The organism is Streptomyces sp. NPDC093225 (assembly GCF_044753805.1).
In the GTDB taxonomy this organism is placed as follows: domain Bacteria; phylum Actinomycetota; class Actinomycetes; order Streptomycetales; family Streptomycetaceae; genus Streptomyces.
In genome coordinates, this window is record NZ_JBIVNX010000010.1 from 1 (window position 1) to 17,964 (window position 17,964).

Genomic DNA, 17,964 nt, shown 5'->3' on the forward strand with positions numbered 1-17,964 from the left:
GCCCCAGGGGTGGGCCTGCCGCAGGGCCTGCAGGCCATGACGGGTCAAGAGGCGAGGGGACCCACACACCACGGGACGGCCCCACGAAGCGAGAGCAAGCCCCGACACCGATCCACCCACGCAGTCCCGGCCCAGCCCCGACCGACCCAGGCCCATCCCCGCCCATCCCCGCCCACCGCGTCGCCCCGCCGCGCCTCCGCACCCCCCGCTATCGTCGCCGGTATGAGACTGTTCGCCGCCGTGCTTCCGCCCCCGGAGGCCGTCGCCGAGCTGGCCCGGGTCGTGGACCCGCTGGCCCGGACCGGCCGCGAGCTGCGCTGGACCCCGCACGAGGGATGGCACTTCACGCTGGCCTTCATGGGCGACGTGGGGGAGCACCTCCTGCCGGAGCTCCACGCCCGCCTCGCCCGCGCGGCCGAGCGGACCGAGGCGTTCCGGATCCGTCTGCACGGCGCCGGACACTTCGGTGGGCACGCCCTGTGGATCGGGGCGGCGGGCGGCATCGACACGATGCGGCTGCTGGCCGACCGGGCCGACGCCGCCGCCCGGCGGTCCGGGATCCCGATGGAGCAGCACCGCCGCTACACCCCGCACCTGACCGTCGCGCGCAGCCGGGGTCGGGCCGACATGCGTCCCTACACCGCCGAGCTTGGCGCGTTCGAGGGGGCGTACTGGCAGGTCGGGGACGTGCACCTGGTGCGCAGCCGGCTTCCGGTGAGTGGTGTCCCCGGCGAGCAGCCCCGCTACGAGACCGTCGCCTCCTGGCCGCTGACGGGGTGAGCCGCGCCTCCGGTTACGCTCGATGGGTGGACCCCAAGACCAGGAACCGTGTCATGGCCGGCGTGCTCGCGCTGATGTTCGTCGTCGTCCTCGTGGCGGCGGCGATGAAGTAGCGGGCGGCCCGGCCCCGTAAAACCGCACCGACCGCCGGGTGGCCGAACGCCGCCCGGCGGTCGCGTCGTACCCGGTGCCGGGTGCTACCAGGCGAAGGCCTCCGGGGACGGGCCCGGGCCGGGGAAGACCTCGTCCAGCCCGGCCAGCACCTCCTCGCCCAGCTCCAGCTCGACGGCCCGCAGCGCGGACTCCAGCTGCTCCACCGTGCGGGGGCCGACGATCGGACCGGTCACGCCGGGCCGGGTGAGCAGCCAGGCGAGCGCGGTCTCCCCCGGCTCCAGGCCGTGCTTGTCGAGCAGGTCCTCGTAGGCCTGGATCTGCGCGCGCACCGAGGTGACGGCGAGCGCGTCGGCGGACCGGCCGGAGGCGCGGCGGCCGCCCTGGACCTCCTTCTTGATGACCCCGCCGAGCAGCCCGCCGTGCAGCGGGGACCACGGGATCACGCCGAGCCCGTACTCCTGGGCGGCCGGGATGACCTCCATCTCGGCCCGCCGCTCGGAGAGGTTGTACAGGCACTGCTCGCTGACCAGTCCGACCATGCCGCGGCGCGCGGCGGCCTCGTTGGCCTGGGCGATCTTGTAGCCGGGGAAGTTGGACGAGCCCGCGTAGAGGATCTTGCCCTGCTGGATCAGGACGTCGACGGCCTGCCAGATCTCCTCGAAGGGGGTCCGGCGGTCGACGTGGTGGAACTGGTAGAGGTCGATGTGGTCGGTCCGGAGCCGCTTCAGGCTGGCCTCGACCGCCCGGCGGATGTTCAGCGCCGAGAGCCGGTCCTCGTTCGGCCAGGTGTCGCCCTCGCGCGACATGGAGCCGTAGACCTTGGTGGCCAGGACCACCTTGTCGCGGCGGCCGCCGCCCTGGGCGAACCAGGTGCCGATGATCTCCTCGGTGCGGCCCTTGTTCTCGCCCCACCCGTATACGTTCGCCGTGTCGTAGAAGTTGAGACCCGAGTCGAGGGCCGCGTCCATGATCGCGTGGCTGTCGGCCTCGTTGGTCTGCGGGCCGAAGTTCATGGTGCCGAGTACGAGTCGGCTGACCTTCAGGCCGGTGCGTCCGAGCTGCGTGTACTTCATGGTCCCCCAGCCAACTGGTTGGAGTCCGCTCCAAGCAAGTCCCCGTGTCCGGCGGGGCTCGTTGACCCTTGATCGCGGCTGGGTTACTTCACAGGGCAGCGCGCGGGTCCGGACTGCGGACCTGGGGGGTGCGTCGGCTCTCGGGAGGCCAGCCGGTGACCAGTAGGCGATTCCGTACGAGGTTCCTTACCGCGGCCACGACCACGGCCATACTGCTGGCCCTCGCCCCGGCGCTGGCCGCGGCCCCGCGTCCGGAGGGCTCCGTCGGGCCGTTCGTGCGCAAGGATCCGGCGAGCGGTCACGCCCGGATGGTCTACGACCCGCAGGGCTGGCTGACCGGGCCCTCCCGGATGCCGGCCGAGCGGATCGTGCTGCAGTACGTGCGCGACCACCGTGCGGAGTTCGGCCTGTCGGAGGAGCAGGCCGGGCAGCTGGTCGTGGCGGCCTCGTACCTCACGAAGCACAACGGCGCCCACCAGGTGACGATCGGTCAGGTCGTCGACGGCATGCGGGTGCACGGCGGTCTGCTGACGGCCACCGTCGACAGCCGGGGCCGGCTGGTCCTGGTCGGCGGACGGGCCGCCACCGGGGCCCCGGCCGGCTCCGTCGAGCTGACGGCGCAGGACGCCCTCGACGAGTCGGCCGGCGCCCACGGCCTGCGGGTCCGGCACGTGCTGCCCGGCGCCGACAACCGGGACAAGGGCAAGCAGCGCTTCAAGAACCGCTACGCCGAGCAGCTGCACAAGCCCAGCGACGTGACGGCCGAACTGGTCTGGTTCCCGTCCCGGGACGGCCGGACGCTGCGCGCGGCCTGGCTCACCGACATCGAGGCCTCGGGCCAGGCCTGGTACCAGACCGTGGTCGACGCGGAGAGCGGCGCGATCCTCAGCCGCGACAACCTCTACCGCAGGTCGGGCCCCCAGGGCACGGTGTTCACGACGCAGCACCCGGACGCGGCGGGCGCCGCCCGTACGGTCACCCCGTTCACCGGCCGGGACGGCTCGTGGGTGGCCGACCGGCTCACCCAGGGCAACAACGTCAACGCCTACCGGGACGAGGACAACGACAACAGCGCCGACGCCGCCAGGCCGCAGTCGCCGGCGTCCGGCGACCCGGCCTTCCAGCACTTCGACTATGCGTTCGGCGACACCTGGCGCACCAACCAGAGCCATACGCAGGCCAACCTGGACGCCGACCTGAACGCCGCGGTCACGCAGCTCTTCTACTACACCAACGTCATGCACGACTACCTGTACGGCCTCGGGTTCGACGAGGCCGCGGGGAACTTCCAGGCGAGCAACTTCGGCCGCGGCGGCGCGCAGAACGACCCGGTGCTGGCGGAGGCGCAGGACGGCTGGGACAACGGCTGCACGGACGACGCCACCCCGCCGAACAGGATCCGCTGCCTGAACAACGCCAACTTCTACACCCCGCCGGACGGCAACAGCCCCCGCATGCAGATGTACATGTGGACGGCGCCCCTCTTCGCCTGGCGCGACGGGGACTTCGACGGCGACGTGATCGCGCACGAGTACGGGCACGGCCTGTCCGCCCGCCTGGTCGGCGGCGGCACCTTCGGCAGCGGCCCCCAGACCGACTCCCTCGGCGAGGGCTGGAGCGACGTGGTCTCTTTCCTGAAGTGGGGCGACGCGGTGGTCGGCGAGTACGACAGCGGCGACGCGACGCGGGGCCTGCGCCACTCCGCGTACGACACGCACCCCTGGACGTACGCCACCTACAGCGCCGCGAACGACGTGCACGACAACGGCGAGATCTGGGCCGCCACCATGTACGACGTCCGCAAGGCGAAGGGCATCGCGTACACGCAGCAGCTCCTGGTCGACGGGCTGAAGAACACGCCGTCCTCGCCGAGCTTCCTCGATGCCCGCGACGCGGTGCTGGCGGCCGACCGGACCAACACGGGCGGCGCGAACCAGTGCCTGCTGTGGCGGGTCTTCGCGGCCCGGGGCATGGGGCAGGGCGCCACGTCCAGCTCGGACCAGATGACGGTGACGACCAGCACGACCGTCCCGGCGCAGTGCCTGCCGACCGCGCGGGCCGGCGGCCCGTACACCACGGCCGAGGGCACCGACGTCCAGCTCGACGGGTCGGCCTCCACGAGGGGCACGGCGGCCTCGGCCGGTGCCCTCGTGTCCTACGCCTGGGACCTCGACGGCGACGGCGACCACGACGACGCCACCGGCGTGCGGCCCACCTTCCGGACCGTCGGGCAGGACGGCGTGTTCCCGATCGGCCTGAAGGTCACCGACGCCGCCGGCAACACCGACACCGACACCTCCAGCGTCACCGTGACGAACGTCGCCCCGACGATGTCCCTCGATCCGGTGGCCGGCGGCCCGGAGAACACCGAGGTCACCCTCACGGGGAAGACCACCGACCCGGGCTGGCTCGACCCGCTGTCCGTCACCGTCGACTGGGGTGACGGCAACGGTCCGCAGTCGGTGTCCGGCACGGAGGAGCACGTCCGCCCCGACGGGACGCTGTCCTTCTCGGAGCCGCACGCGTACGGGGACGACGGCACCTTCCGCATCGAGGTCTGCGGCGGCGACGACGACACCACCACCTGCGCGAGCACCAGCGTGGTGATGGGCAACGTCCGCCCGACGGCGGTCATCGCCCCGGACGGCCGGACGACGTACAACGGCCAGCAGGCGTACGTCGCGCACGCCGGGGTCCCGGTGGCGGTGAAGGCCTCCTCGACCGACCCGGGCAGCGACGACCTGACGCTGACCTGGGCCTGGGGCGACGGCACCTCCGACAGCTTCCTGTCGCTGGTGAACCCGCCTGCCGCCGACCCGCCGCTGAGCCCGTCCGTCCAGCCCCGCAACGTCACGGCGACCCGCTCGCACGCGTACGGGCGGGCCTGCCTGTCCACGCTGACGTTCACCGGCCGCGACGACGACGGGGGCAGTGCCTCCGACACCGCGGCCGTGATCACCACCGGCAACACGAAGCAGGCGCACGACCAGGCGTACTGGATGAACCAGTTCGGCGGGCGGGCGGTCATCGGCCAGCTCCCCCCGGCGCAGCTGGACTGCCTGCTGAGCGTGGCCTCGTTCATGAGCTCCGTGTACGGGCCGCTCACCCGCGCCGAGGCGTACGGGATCCTGAGCAACGGCTCGCCGGACCCACGGCGGACGATGTCGACGCAACTGCTCGCCGCGTGGCTGAACTTCGCGAACGGCTCGTACGACCTGTCCACCCCCGTGGACACCGACGGGAACTGGATCAAGGACTCCACCTTCGGTGCGGCGGTGGCCGACGCCGAGGCGGTCTACCGGAACGCGGCCTCCACCGCGCTCCAGCTGGACCGGCGGACCAAGATGCTCCTCGCGTTCAACGTGCGGGACGGTGGCTGACCGCCGCCTGGCCTGCCTCGCCGCCCTCGCGCTCTTCACCGGGTGCGGGGGCGGCGTGTCGCAGGCCCCGGCCCCGCCGGCCTCGGCGAGCGTGTCCTCGGCGACGGCGACGGCGACGGCGACGGCGACGGCGGCGACGGCGGCGACCGCGGTGCCGTCGGCCCGCGGCCGGGTCCTCACGGCCGCGGACGACGGCTTCACCGGCGCGCTGGCGGTCGGGGAGACCGCACTGCTCCGCCGCGCGCGCGTGGGCCGGCGGCTGCCGGAGCCGAGCGTGCGGGGCGACGCGGTGATCGTGTTCCGGGGCGCGGACGCGACGGGCGCCGGGTACGAGCAATGGGAGGTCCGGGCGGTCCGGCCCGGTACCGCGCAGGTACGCCTACCGCGCGCCGACCGGGACCCGGCGGTGCTCACGTTCGTCGTCCGGTGAGCGCGCACGACCCCCGGAGGGCGCGGGGCCGGCAGGCGCGGACCCGTATGCGGTGCCGCTACGGCATCGCGTACGGCCCGCCGAGGTCCCAGGCCTGGTGCATGGCGTCGGCGAACTCGCCCGCGAGGCGGTGCTCGCCCGAGGCGTTCGGGTGGGTGCCGTCGTAGGTGTCCCGGTGGATGTCGTACGCCTGCGGGCGCGCACCCAGCAGGATCGGCGAGGCGGGGGTGTCCAGGTCGGCCACGGCCTTGGCCAGCAGCTCGTTGAAGCGGGTGCACTGGGCGGCGAACGGCGCGTCGGCCTCGGCCCGGACGTTCGGGATCACCGGCAGCAGGACCATCCGTATGCCCGGCCGGGCCTCGCGGGCGGCGGTGACGAAGCGGTGGACGTTCTCGGCGGTCTGGTCGGCGTCGGTGTAGAAGCCGAGGTCGATCAGGCCGAGCGAGACCAGCAGCACGTCCACCTTGTGCGCGGCCACCGCCCCGCCGATCAGCGGGTGCATGTGCAGCCAGCCCTCGCCCCAGCCCGCGAGGTGGCGGCGGGCGTGCGCGGGGAAGTCCGGGTCGGCGTACTCGTGCGAGACGGGCGCGTCGGCGAACGTGTCGTACACCTCGCTGCGCGGTCCGACGATCTTGTAGGGGCCGCCGAAGGTCGCGTTGAGGTGCTGCCACATCCGGTAGCGCCAGGTGAAGTCGCCCGCGCGTCCGATGGTCATGGAGTCGCCGACGAACATGAAACGCATCCGGTCATCATCGCGGATCACGCCCGCGCCGGTGCTGTGAGCCTGACCACCCCCGCGCGGATGGCAGGCTGGGAGGATGCGCCTCTTCTTGCGTTCCCTCCCGAGCGCCGCCGTGCTGGCGGCGGTGGCCCTGTCCGGGCCGGCGGCCGGGGCCGCCGCGGCCGCCGAGGGGCCGGGCACCGCCTCCTTCACGATCGCCGACCCGCGCATCACCGAGTCCAGCGGTCTGGCCGCCAGCCGCAAGCACCCCGGCGTGTACTGGACCCACAACGACTCCGACGACGGGCCCTACCTGTACGCCGTCGACTCCGCCACCGGCCGCACGGTCGCCCGGATCACGATGACGGGAGTCGGCCGGCCGCGCGACGTGGAGGCGGTCTCGCTCGGGCCGGACGGCCACCTGTACGTCGGGGACATCGGCGACAACATCGGTTCGTGGCGGCACGTGTGGATCTACGAGCTGCCCGAGCCGGACGAACTGGGCGACCGGACGGTCAAGGCCGTGCAGTACACGGTGCGTTACGAGGACGGGCCGCGCAACGCCGAGGCCCTGATGGTGCATCCGGTGACGGGCCGGGTCTACATCGCCAGCAAGAGCGAGGACGCCGGGCACCTCTACGAGGGTCCGCAGCGGCTCAGCGCCTCCGGGACCAACGTGTTCCGGCGGGTCGCGGACGTGCCGTGGGTGACGGACGGGGCGTTCTCCCCGGACGGGAAGCAGCTGGCGCTGCGCGGCTACTTCTTCGCCCGCGCCTATCCGTGGACGGCGGGCCGGCCGGTGGGGGACGGCGAACGGGTCGGCGCGCCGCTGCAGGCGCAGGCGGAGTCGGTGACGTACTCGCCCGACGGGTCCACCCTGATGTTCGGCTCGGAGGGGGCGGGCAGCCGCGTCGTCGCCGTGCCGGTGCCGAAGGAGGGCGCGGACGGCGCCGGACCGGGCACCTCGCCCACGGCCCCGAAGCCGGCCGGCGCCGGGGCCGCGGGCGCCCCGGCGACCGGGGACGACGGGAGCTTCACGGTCGGCGCGGTCGTGCTCGCGGTGGCCACGGCGGTGGTGCTCGGCGCGAAGCGCCTGCTGCGCAAGGGCGGCGGCAGCGGCGGCTGAGCCGGGGGCCGGCACGGGCCCGGCCGGGCCCCGCGTGCACGTGCGCGGCGGGCCGGGGGCGCGTACGACGACGGGGCCCCGGCGACCTGTCCGGTCGCCGGGGCCCCGTCGTGAGCGGTGTCAGGGCGTGGTCAGAGCTTCTCGATCACGTAGTCGATGCACGCCGTCAGGGCCTGCACGTCCGCCGGGTCGATCGCCGGGAACATCGCGACGCGCAGCTGGTTGCGGCCGAGCTTGCGGTACGGCTCGGTGTCCACGATGCCGTTGGCGCGCAGCGCCTTGGCGATCGCGGCCGCGTCGATCTCGTCCGAGAAGTCGATCGTGCCGATGACCGAGGAGCGCTTGGCCGCGTCCGCCACGAACGGGGTGGCGTACTTGGACTCCTCCGCCCAGCCGTACAGGGCGCGGGCGCTGGCCGCGGTGCGCCCGGTGGCCCAGGACAGGCCGCCCTGGCCGTTGATCCACTTCAGCTGCTGGTCGAGCAGGAAGAGGGTCGACAGGGCCGGGGTGTTGTACGTCTGGTTCTTCAGCGAGTTGTCGATCGCGGTCGGCAGCGAGAAGAACTCCGGGATGTGACGACCGGAGGCGTGGACGCGCTGGGCGCGCTCCAGCGCGGCGGGCGAGAAGGCCGCCAGCCACAGGCCGCCCTCGGAGGCGAAGGACTTCTGCGGGGCGAAGTAGTAGACGTCGGTCTCGGTGATGTCGACCGGCAGGCCGCCGGCGCCGGAGGTGGCGTCGACGAGCACCAGCGCGCCCTCGTCCGCACCCGCCACCCGCTCGAGCGGTGCGGCGACACCGGTGGAGGTCTCGTTGTGGGTGAACGCGTACACGTCCACGCCGGCCTCGGCCACCGGCTCCGGGTGGGTGCCCGGCTCGGAGGAGACGACGGTGGGCTCGTCCAGCCACGGGGCGAGCTTGGCGGCCTTGGCGAACTTCGAGGAGAACTCGCCGAAGGTGAGGTGCTGGGACTTGCGCTCGATCAGGCCGTGGGTCGCGACGTCCCAGAAGGCGGTGGAGCCGCCGTTGCCCAGGATCACCTCGTAGCCCTCGGGCAGCGAGAAGAGCGCGCGGATGCCGTCCCGTACCGAGCCGACCAGGTTCTTGACCGGGGCCTGGCGGTGGGAGGTGCCGAGCAGAGAGGTTCCGGTGGCGGCCAGCGCGTCCAGCGCTTCCGTCCGCACCTTGGAGGGGCCCGCGCCGAATCGTCCGTCGGCGGGCTTGATGTCAGCGGGAATCTGGATCTCAGCCACGGGCGGAGCGTATCGGGTCCTGCGCGCCCCGTCCGGCACACGTCCACCCGGTGAGACGATCCGATGGACTCCGGCACGAGGGGTTACCGAGCGGTACGCGACCGCGCGCGGGCCCGGATCCGGCCCCCGCGGCCCGCCCCGGCGGGTCCTCGACCGCGGGCGGGGACTGCCGCGAGGATGGGCCGGGTGACGGATCTTGCGCACGCCCTGCGCCGCGCGGTCCGGGGCGAGGTCGACTTCGGTCCCGCCGCCCGGGCCCTGACCACCATGGACGCCTCCAACTACCGCCGCGTCCCGCTCGGGGTAGTCGCCCCGCGCGACGCCGAGGACACGGCCGAGGCCCTGCGGGTGTGCCGGGAGGCCGGGGTGCCGGTCGTGCCGCGCGGCGGCGGCACCTCCATCGCGGGCCAGGCCACCGGCACCGGCGTCGTGCTCGACCTCACCCGGCACATGAACCGGCTGGTCTCCGTGGACCCCGGGGCCCGGACCGCCGTCGTCCAGCCGGGCCTGGTCCTCGACGCGCTGCGGGCCGCCGTGGCACCGTACGGGCTCACCTTCGGCCCCGACCCCTCCACCCGCAGCCGCTGCACGCTCGGCGGGATGATCGGCAACAACGCGTGCGGGGCCCACTCGGTGGCCTGGGGCACCACCGCCGACAACGTCCGCGCGCTGGAGGTCCGCACGTACGGCGGTACGGCGCACCGGATCGGCACCGGCTGGGAGGGCGCCCCGGCCGGCCTGCGCGAGCTCGTCACCGGGCACCTGTCCGTGCTGCGCACCGGGATGCCCCCGGCCTTCTCGCGCCGGATCTCCGGCTACGCCCTCGACGCGCTGCTGCCCGAGCGCGGACCGGAGCTCGCCCGGGCGTTCTGCGGCGGGGAGGGCACCCTCGGGGTGGTCACCGAGGCCGAGTTGCGGCTGGTCGAGGTGCCCGCGGCGCGGGTGCTGGCCGTGCTGGGGTACGCCGACGAGAGCGCGGCGGCGGAGGCGGCCGCGGGCCTCCTGCCGCACGGTCCGCTGACGGTGGAGGGCATGGCCCGGGACCTGGTGCGCGGGGCGCGGGCGGCGGAGCTGCTGCCACGCGGCGGGGCGTGGCTGTTCGTGGAGGTGGGCGGGGCGGACGCGGGGGCCGCGCAGGCGTCCGCGGGTCGGCTGGTGCGGGCCGCCGACGCCCTCGACGCGACCGTGATCGCCGACCCGGGCGGGCAGCGGGCGCTGTGGCGGATCCGCGAGGACGCGGCCGGCACGGCGACCCGGATGCCCGACGGCAGCGAGGCCTGGCCCGGTTGGGAGGACTGCGCGGTGCCGCCGGAGCGGCTGGGCGGGTACCTGAAGGAGTTCCGGGCCCTGCTCGCCGCGCACGGGCTGCGCGGGACGCCGTACGGGCACTTCGGCGAGGGCTGCATCCACGTCCGCATCGACTTCGACCTGGTCCGACCGGCGGGCGTGGCGCGCTTCCGGGCCTTCTCCGAGGAACTCGCCGACCTGGTGGTCGCGCACGGCGGCTCGCTGTCGGGCGAGCACGGGGACGGGCAGGCCCGCGCCGAGTTGCTGCCGCGCATGTACGGGCCCGAGGTGGTGCGGCTGTTCGGCGCGTACAAGGACGTGTGGGACCCGGCCGGGGGCATGAACCCCGGCATGCTGGTGCGGCCGCTGCCGCTGGACGCCGGGCTGCGGTTCGGCGTGCTGCCGGCCGCCCGGTCGGTGCCGGTGGCCTTCGGGTACCGGGACGACGGCGGGGACTTCGGGGCCGCGGTACGGCGCTGCGTGGGCGTGGCGAAGTGCCGGGCCGACGCGCCCGGGCCGGACGTCATGTGCCCCTCCTACCGGGTGACGGGGGAGGAGCGGCACTCCACGCGCGGCCGGGCCCGGCTGCTGCACGAGATGCTCGCCGGGGAGGTCGTGACGGGCGGCTGGCGCTCGCCCGAGGTGCGCGGGGCGCTGGACCTGTGCCTGGGCTGCAAGGGGTGTCGGAGCGACTGCCCGGTCGGGGTGGACATGGCCACGTACAAGGCCGAGTTCCTGCACCACCACTGGGCCGGCCGGGTGCGGCCGGCCGCGCACTACTCGATGGGCGGGCTGCCGGACTGGCTGCGGCTGGTCTCGCGGGCCGGGCTCGGGCCGCTGGTGAACGCGGTCGGGCGGACGCCGGGGCTGGCGGCGCTGGCCAGGCGGGTGGCCGGGGTGACGCCGGAGCGGGACCTGCCGCGGTTGGCGCGGGTGCCGTTCTCGAAGGGGTTCGGGGAGGCCGGGGACGGGGCCGGCGGGCCCGAAGTCGTGCTGTGGCCCGACACGTTCACCGAGTACCTCGCCCCCGAGGTGGGCACGGCGGCGGTCCGGGTGCTGCGCGACGCGGGGCTGGCGGTGCGGCTGCCCGACGGCCCGGTGTGCTGCGGGCTCACGTACGTCTCCACCGGCCGCCTCGACCGGGCCCGGACGGTGCTGCGCCGCACCCTGGACGTGGTCGGGCCGGTACTGGACTCCGGCGCGCCCGTGGTCGTACTGGAGCCCAGCTGCGCGGCCGCGCTCCGCACCGACCTGCCCGACCTGCTCGGCGACGACCCGCGGGCGGCCCGGCTCGCCGCGGCCGTAAGGACCTTCGCGGGCGCGCTGGAGGAGTGCGCGCCCGGGTGGCGCCCGCCCCGGCTGGACCGGGCCGTGGTCGGGCAGACGCACTGCCACCAGCACGCCGTGCTCGGCGACGCGGCCGAGCGCCGGCTCCGGGAACGGGCCGGACTGGTCGGCGAGTTGAGCGCGGGCTGTTGCGGGCTCGCCGGCAACTTCGGCTTCGAGCGCGGCGCCGGGCGCTACGCGGTCTCGGTGGCCTGCGCCGAGGAGCGGCTGCTGCCGGCCGTCCGGGAGGCGGGGCCGTCGGCGGCGGTGCTGGCGGACGGGTTCTCCTGTCGTACGCAGCTGGCCCAACTGGCCGACCGGGGCGGCCGACCCGGGCTGCACACCGCCCAGTTGCTGGCCGAGGGGCTGGACCGAGCCGCTGCGGAGAGCGGCACCGGACCCGGTTAGGGTGGCCCGGTTCAGCGGACGGGGCGAAAGGGCGCGGGATGAGCAACGGGGTCGGCGGGGACGGCGAGTTCGACGGTGCGGCGTCGAAGTCCGGGGGCGGCGGCGCCGCGGCGGACGGGGCCGGTGCGGCCGCCTCGGGTGCGGCCGCGGCGGGCGGGGGTGTCCCCTCGGCCGAGGGGATCTTCCAGCCGCTGGCGGCGGACGACCCGCGCATGGTCGCGGGGTACCGGCTGGCGGCCCGGCTGGGCGCCGGCGGCATGGGCAAGGTGTACCTCTCGCACACGCCGGGCGGCCGGCCCGTGGCGATCAAGGTGATCCGGCCCGAGTTCGCCGAGGACCCCGAGTTCCGGCGCCGGTTCGCGCAGGAGGTGCAGTCCGCGCAGCGGGTGCAGGGCCTGTTCACCGCGCCGGTGATCGACGCCGACGCCGAGGCGGCCACCCCCTGGCTGGCCACGGCGTACGTGCCCGGCCCGACGGTGGCGGCGGCGGTCGCGGAGCACGGTGCCCTGCCCGCGCACACGGTCCTCATGCTCGTGGCCGGCATCGCCGAGGCGCTCCAGGTGATCCACGGCGCCGGCATCGTGCACCGCGACCTCAAGCCCTCGAACGTGCTGCTGGCCTCCGACGGTCCGCGGGTCATCGACTTCGGCATCGCGCGCGCCGCGGACGGGACGTCCCTCACCGCGAGCGGCGTGGCGGTCGGCACGCCCTCCTTCATGGCGCCCGAGCAGGCGTCCGGGAGCCGGATCGGGCCCGCGACGGACGTCTTCGCGCTCGGCCAGGTGGCCGCGTACGCCGCCCTCGGCGCGCCCGCGTACGGGGAGGGGCCCTCGCACGGCGTGCTCTACCGGATCGTGCACGAGGAGCCGCGGCTGGAGGGCCTCCCGGAGGAGCTGCGGCCGCTGGTCGAGCGCTGCCTGGTGAAGGAGCCGGATGGGCGCGCCACGCTGGCCGAGGTGCTGGAACTGTGCCGGGCCGCCGACGGCGGCACGCAGCTGCGGCGTCCGGAGGACTGGCTGCCCGGCGGGCTCGCGGCGGGCATCACCTCGCGGGTGGCGGTGGTGCCGGGTCCGGTGCCGACGACCGTGGACCCGGGGGGTGCGGCGGGTGCCGGTGGTGCCGCGGCGGCCGCGGGCGGCTACCAGCCGACGGCGCCGGCCCACCCGGCCGGCCCCGCGACCCCGCCGCCGACCGCGCCCGCCACGCCGCCGCCGACCGCGCCGGCGACCCCGACGGGGCCCGCCACGCCGCCCCCGATGCCGGCGGCGGCGCCGGTGGCGGGCACGGGGGCGGTTCCGACGGTGGCGGCGCCGGCCGGTCCGGCGGCTCCCGCGGCCGCTCCGGTGACCCCGGCTCCGCACCCCGCGTACCAGACGCCGTACCCGCCGACCGCGGCGTACGCCCCGCCGGGCGGCGCCCACCCGACCGCGGGCGGCTACGGCTACCCGACCGCGGGCCACCCCACCGGGGGATACCCGACCGGGGGATACCCGACCGCGGGCGGGCCCTACGCGACGCCCGCCCCCGTGCCCCCGCCGGGCGTCCCCGGCCCGGGCGCGGGGGGCGGCGGGAACCGTGCGGGGGTGGTCCTCGCCGCGGTCTTCGGGTCGATCCTGCTGCTGGCCGGCGGCTGCGCCGCGCTCTCGAGCGCCTTCAACGGTGCCTCCGACTCGAAGTCCCACCGGTCCACCGGCAGCACCCGGTCCGGGTCCGGCGGCACGGCCTCCGGCGGCACGGCCTCCGCCGGATCCGGGGGCGGCACGGCCTCGGGCACGGCGCGGCCGCGCACCGACCCCAAGCCGGCGGACTACCCGGGCTTCGAATTCCCGGCCGGCTACCACCTCGAACTCGGGGACGACCCGCTCACCCCGCACGACTCGCCGTTCGCCGACGACCTCAGCCTCCAGTGCCTCAGCAGCGACGGCTGCCGCTTCCGCTCGTACACCACGAAGCTGGTGCTGCTGGACTCCGCCGAGAAGGGCTCCCTGGACACCTGCCGCACGGCCACGCGGTTCACCAACGAGATCCTGGTCGAGACGCTCTCGAAGGGCGCCCAGATCTGCCTGCACACCAAGTCCGGCAACATCGCCCTGGTCACCTACAAGGGGATGTCGGGCCAGAACGACCCCAGCCAGCACACCACCGTCGACGTGACGGTCTGGCGCGGTGCCCTGGAGCCCGAGGAGAGCTGACCTTGTAAGGGAAAACACGCAGGAATACTCCTTACCGCGGCACTATCCTGTTGGAATGACGCATTCCGCCCCTGCCGCCGAGCCCGCCGTGACCGCCACCGCCGCCGCGGGAGCCGTCTCCGGTAGGGCTCCCGCCGCCCCGCGGCGCGGCGGGGGGCGGCTCGCCCGGCGGCTCCCGGGGGCCGCCGGGGGCGGCGGACTCGGCCCGGTCGCGCTGGTGATCGCGGCCGGCGTCTCGGTCCAGTTCGGCGCGGCCCTCGCGGTCACGCTGATGCCGCGCGCGGGCGCCGCCGGCGTGGTCGCGCTGCGCCTGCTGGCCGCCGCCGTCGTGCTGCTGCTGGTCTGCCGGCCCAGGATCCGCGGCTACTCCCGCGCCGACTGGGTCACCGTGACCGCCTTCGGCGTCGCGATGGCGGGCATGAACGGGCTCTTCTACCAGGCCGTGGACCGCATCCCGCTGGGCCCCGCGGTCACGCTGGAGGTGCTCGGCCCGCTCGTGCTGTCGGTGCTCGCCTCCCGGCGGCTGTCCAGCCTGCTGTGGGCGGGCCTGGCGCTCTGCGGCGTCGCCCTGCTGGGCGGGGCCGGCGGGTCGGGGGTGGGGTCGCTGGACCCGGCCGGTGCCGCGTTCGCGCTCGGCGCGGGCGCGATGTGGGCGGCGTACATCGTCTTCAGCGCCCGGACCGGCCGGCGCTTCCCGCAGGCCGACGGGCTCGCCCTGGCCATGGCCATCGGCGCGGTGCTCAGCCTGCCGCTCGGCATCGCCGACGCGGGTGCGAAGCTGCTGGTTCCCAGCACGCTGGCGCTGGGCCTGGGCGTCGCGCTGCTGTCGTCGGTGCTCCCGTACACGCTGGAGCTCCTGGCCCTGCGGCGGCTGCCGGCCCCGACCTTCGCCGTGCTGATGAGCCTGGAACCGGCCATCGCGACCCTGGCCGGCCTGCTGGTCCTGCACCAGGGGCTCTCCCTCACCGACGCCCTCGCGATCGGGCTCGTCATCGCGGCCAGCATGGGCGCCGTCCGCTCGCAGGCCAAGCGGCTTCCCCCGGTCGACGCCCCCTGACGGCGCGGTCGTGGACGAAGGCCCGGATCCACCCGATCCGGGCCTTCGTGCGTTCCCGGCCCGGGTGTGCACCGCCGCACCCGTCCGGGTGAACTCGCCGTCACCCCGGGCGGATTGCCCGTTCCCGACCTGGCCGAAAAATCATGCAAGCATGCTTGATTGTTTTTCCGGCCCCTGCCACGCTTCGGTCTCACGCCGCTGAGTCGCGCCGTCCAGCCGCCGCCGTCGTCGGGAGTCCGCCGTGTCAGATCCGTCCTCGTCGGTACCCGCCGACCTGCTCGCCGATCTCCGTGCCGAGGGGGAGGAGCTCGACGCCCTGGTCGGGGACCTCGACCCGGCCGGGTGGGCCCGACCCACCCCGGCCCCGGGCTGGAGCCTCGCCCACCAGATCGCGCACCTCGAATGGACCGACCGGGCCGCACTGCTCGCCCTGACCGACGCGGACGCGTTCGCGAAGCAGGTCGAGACGGCCCTCGCCGCCCCGGACTCCTTCGTCGACGACGGCGCGGCCGAGGGCGCGGCCCTGCCGCCCGGCGAGCTGCTGGCCCGCTGGCGGGCCGGGCGCAGCGCCCTCGGCGAGGCGCTGGCGGCGGCCGACGCCGGGGAGCGGTTCCCCTGGTACGGGCCGCCGATGAAGGCCGCTTCCATGGCGAGCGCCCGCCTCATGGAGACCTGGGCGCACGGGCAGGACGTGGCCGACGCCCTGGGTGCGACGCGGACGCCGACCGCCCGCCTGCGGCACGTGGCGCGCATCGGCGTGCGGGCCCGGAACTACGCGTTCGCGGTACGGGGTCTGCCCGCGCCGGAGGCGGAGTTCCGCGTGGAGCTGGTGGCCCCCGACGGCGTCGAGGTGTGGGCGTACGGGCCCGCGGACGCCGCCCAGCGGGTGACCGGCCCGGCCCTCGACTTCTGCCTGCTGGTGACCCAGCGGGCGCACCGCACCGACCTGGCCCTCGTCGCCACCGGCGCCGACGCCGACCGCTGGCTGGACATCGCCCAGGCCTTCGCGGGCCCGGCGGGGCAGGGCCGGGAGCCGCGCGATGCGTGACCGGCTCCTCATCGGCAACGCGTCGGGCTTCTACGGCGACCGGTTCTCCGCCCTCCGCGAGATGCTCACCGGCGGCCCGCTGGACGTCCTCACCGGCGACTACCTGGCCGAGCTGACCATGCTCATCCTCGGCAAGGACCGCCTGAAGGACCCCGGCCTCGGCTACGCGAAGACCTACCTGCGCCAGTTGGAGGAGGGCCTCGGCCTGGCCCACGAGCGCGGGGTGCGGCTGGTCGCGAACGCGGGCGGCCTCAACCCCGCCGGCCTCGCGGACGCCATCCGCAAGCTGGCGGCCCGGCTCGGGGTGCCGGTGTCGGTGGCGCACGTCGAGGGCGACGACCTGATGCCGTACGCCCCGGTGCCGGACGCCCTGACCGCCAACGCCTACCTGGGCGGCTGGGGCATCACCGCGTGCCTGCGGGCCGGCGCGGACGTGGTCGTCACAGGGCGGGTGACGGACGCGGCGCTGGTGAGCGGGCCGGCGGCGTGGTTCTTCGACTGGGCGCCGGACGACTACGACGCGCTGGCCGGGGCGGTGGTGGCCGGCCACGTCCTGGAGTGCGGCACCCAGTCCACCGGCGGCAACTACGCCTTCTTCACCCGGCACGACGTACGCCGGCCGGGCTTCCCGCTCGCGGAGATCGCCCGCGACGGCAGCGCGGTGATCACCAAGCACCCCGGCACGGGCGGAGTGGTCGACACCGGCACGGTCACCGCCCAACTCCTCTACGAGACCCAGGGCGCCCGGTACGAGGGCCCGGACGCGGTGGCCCGCCTCGACACGGTGCGGCTGGCCGACGCGGGCCCGGACCGGGTCGCGATCTCGGGCGTGCGGGGCGAGGCACCGCCCCCGTCCCTCAAAGCGGGCCTGACGCGCATCGGCGGCTGGCGCAACGAGGTGGTCTTCGTCCTGACCGGCCTCGACATCGAGGCCAAGGCGGCCCTGGTGCGGGACCAACTCGCCGACACCCTCGCCGGCATCGCCTCCGTCCGCTGGGAGCTCTCCCGCACGGACCACGCCGACGCGCCGACGGAGGAGACCGCCAGCGCCCTGCTCCGCCTGGTCGTCCGGGACCCGGCTCCGGACCCGGTCGGCCGCCCGGTGACCTCCCGCGCCATCGAACTGGCCCTGGCGAGCTACCCCGGCTTCCACGTCACCGCCCCACCCGCCGCCCCCACCCCCTACGGCGTCTTCTCCGCCACCCCCGTCCCCGCCACGACCGTCCCCCACACCGCCGTCCTCCCGGACGGCACCCGCCTCCCGATCCCGGCCGGGCCACCGCCCGCCGCCGCGGCGCCGGCCCCGCCGGCCGCCCCCACCGAGCCGGACGTCGCGCCGGCAGCCCGGGCGGACGCCACCGGGCCCGGCGGAGCCACCCGCAGGGTGCCGCTGGGCCGGATCGCCGGAGCCCGCAGCGGCGACAAGGGCGGCGACGCGAACATCGGCGTCTGGGTCGAGACCGCCCCCGCCTGGACCTGGCTCCGCGACACCCTCACCGTGGACGCCCTCAAGCGCCTGCTCCCGGAGACGGCACCGCTCCCCGTCACCCGGCACGAACTGCCCGACCTCCGCGCCCTGAACTTCGTCGTGACGGGCCTCCTGGGCGAGGGCGTGGCCGCCCAGCACCGCTTCGACCCGCAGGCCAAGGCCCTCGGGGAGTGGCTCCGCTCCCGCCACGTCGACGTACCGGCGCACCTGCTCGACGCCGCACCCCCGGCCGCAGCCACCACCCCCGGACCGACGGCGCCGTAGCCCGCACCGGACCCTGCCG

General features: G+C 75.4%; 12 protein-coding genes. 9 read left to right on the forward strand and 3 right to left on the reverse strand.

The window, feature by feature from the left end; all coding sequences use genetic code 11:
* Nucleotides 1–222: 222 nt before the first annotated feature.
* Nucleotides 223–780 (forward strand): RNA 2',3'-cyclic phosphodiesterase, encoded by a 558-nt coding sequence (gene thpR / locus ACIQCH_RS11750; RefSeq protein WP_402580489.1) that lies wholly within the window; start codon nucleotides 223–225, stop codon nucleotides 778–780.
* A gap of 197 nt (nucleotides 781–977) precedes the next feature.
* Here the strand turns inward: thpR and ACIQCH_RS11755 are convergent, their stop codons facing one another.
* Nucleotides 978–1,967: an aldo/keto reductase gene (locus tag ACIQCH_RS11755; protein ID WP_402580490.1), complete on the reverse strand. Its 990-nt coding sequence runs from the start codon at nucleotides 1,965–1,967 to the stop codon at nucleotides 978–980.
* A gap of 155 nt (nucleotides 1,968–2,122) precedes the next feature.
* Between ACIQCH_RS11755 and ACIQCH_RS11760 the strand changes: the two genes are divergently transcribed.
* Together ACIQCH_RS11760 and ACIQCH_RS11765 are read left to right on the forward strand one after the other, a co-directional pair.
* Complete coding sequence (locus ACIQCH_RS11760) at nucleotides 2,123–5,347, forward strand: M36 family metallopeptidase (RefSeq protein WP_402580491.1); 3,225 nt, start codon at nucleotides 2,123–2,125, stop codon at nucleotides 5,345–5,347.
* Nucleotides 5,340–5,777 (forward strand): hypothetical protein, encoded by a 438-nt coding sequence (locus ACIQCH_RS11765; RefSeq protein WP_402580492.1) that lies wholly within the window; start codon nucleotides 5,340–5,342, stop codon nucleotides 5,775–5,777. The genes ACIQCH_RS11760 and ACIQCH_RS11765 overlap by 8 nt, the downstream gene beginning before the upstream one ends.
* A 58-nt stretch (nucleotides 5,778–5,835) precedes the next feature.
* On the opposite strand, the gene ACIQCH_RS11770 is transcribed toward ACIQCH_RS11765, so the two are convergent.
* Nucleotides 5,836–6,519 carry a GDSL-type esterase/lipase family protein gene (locus ACIQCH_RS11770; RefSeq protein ID WP_402580493.1) on the reverse strand — a complete coding sequence of 228 codons (684 nt, stop codon included), beginning with the start codon at nucleotides 6,517–6,519 and terminating at the stop codon, nucleotides 5,836–5,838.
* 76 nt (nucleotides 6,520–6,595) lie between these two features.
* Here ACIQCH_RS11770 and ACIQCH_RS11775 point away from each other — a divergent pair, with 76 nt between their 5' ends.
* Nucleotides 6,596–7,624 (forward strand): WD40 repeat domain-containing protein, encoded by a 1,029-nt coding sequence (locus tag ACIQCH_RS11775; RefSeq protein ID WP_402580494.1) that lies wholly within the window; start codon nucleotides 6,596–6,598, stop codon nucleotides 7,622–7,624.
* 131 nt (nucleotides 7,625–7,755) lie between these two features.
* Here ACIQCH_RS11775 and serC read toward each other — a convergent pair whose 3' ends face one another.
* The gene (serC, locus tag ACIQCH_RS11780) at nucleotides 7,756–8,874 is read right to left on the reverse strand and encodes a phosphoserine transaminase (RefSeq protein WP_402580495.1); all 1,119 of its coding nucleotides are present in this window, start codon (nucleotides 8,872–8,874) and stop codon (nucleotides 7,756–7,758) included.
* Between the two features lie 177 nt (nucleotides 8,875–9,051).
* Here serC and ACIQCH_RS11785 point away from each other — a divergent pair, with 177 nt between their 5' ends.
* From ACIQCH_RS11785 to ACIQCH_RS11805, 5 genes are all read left to right on the forward strand, one after another.
* On the forward strand, nucleotides 9,052–11,895 hold the full coding sequence (locus ACIQCH_RS11785) for an FAD-binding and (Fe-S)-binding domain-containing protein (protein WP_402580496.1): 2,844 nt from the start codon (nucleotides 9,052–9,054) through the stop codon (nucleotides 11,893–11,895).
* Nucleotides 11,896–12,107: 212 nt separating this feature from the next.
* On the forward strand, nucleotides 12,108–14,087 hold the full coding sequence (locus ACIQCH_RS11790; protein ID WP_402580633.1) for a serine/threonine-protein kinase: 1,980 nt from the start codon (nucleotides 12,108–12,110) through the stop codon (nucleotides 14,085–14,087).
* A gap of 55 nt (nucleotides 14,088–14,142) precedes the next feature.
* Complete coding sequence (locus ACIQCH_RS11795) at nucleotides 14,143–15,144, forward strand: EamA family transporter (protein WP_402580497.1); 1,002 nt, start codon at nucleotides 14,143–14,145, stop codon at nucleotides 15,142–15,144.
* Between the two features lie 241 nt (nucleotides 15,145–15,385).
* Nucleotides 15,386–16,192, forward strand: a complete 807-nt coding sequence (locus ACIQCH_RS11800) for a TIGR03084 family metal-binding protein (protein WP_402580498.1) — start codon at nucleotides 15,386–15,388, stop codon at nucleotides 16,190–16,192.
* Nucleotides 16,185–17,945 carry an acyclic terpene utilization AtuA family protein gene (locus ACIQCH_RS11805; protein WP_402580499.1) on the forward strand — a complete coding sequence of 587 codons (1,761 nt, stop codon included), beginning with the start codon at nucleotides 16,185–16,187 and terminating at the stop codon, nucleotides 17,943–17,945. The genes ACIQCH_RS11800 and ACIQCH_RS11805 overlap by 8 nt, the downstream gene beginning before the upstream one ends.
* Nucleotides 17,946–17,964: the final 19 nt, after the last annotated feature.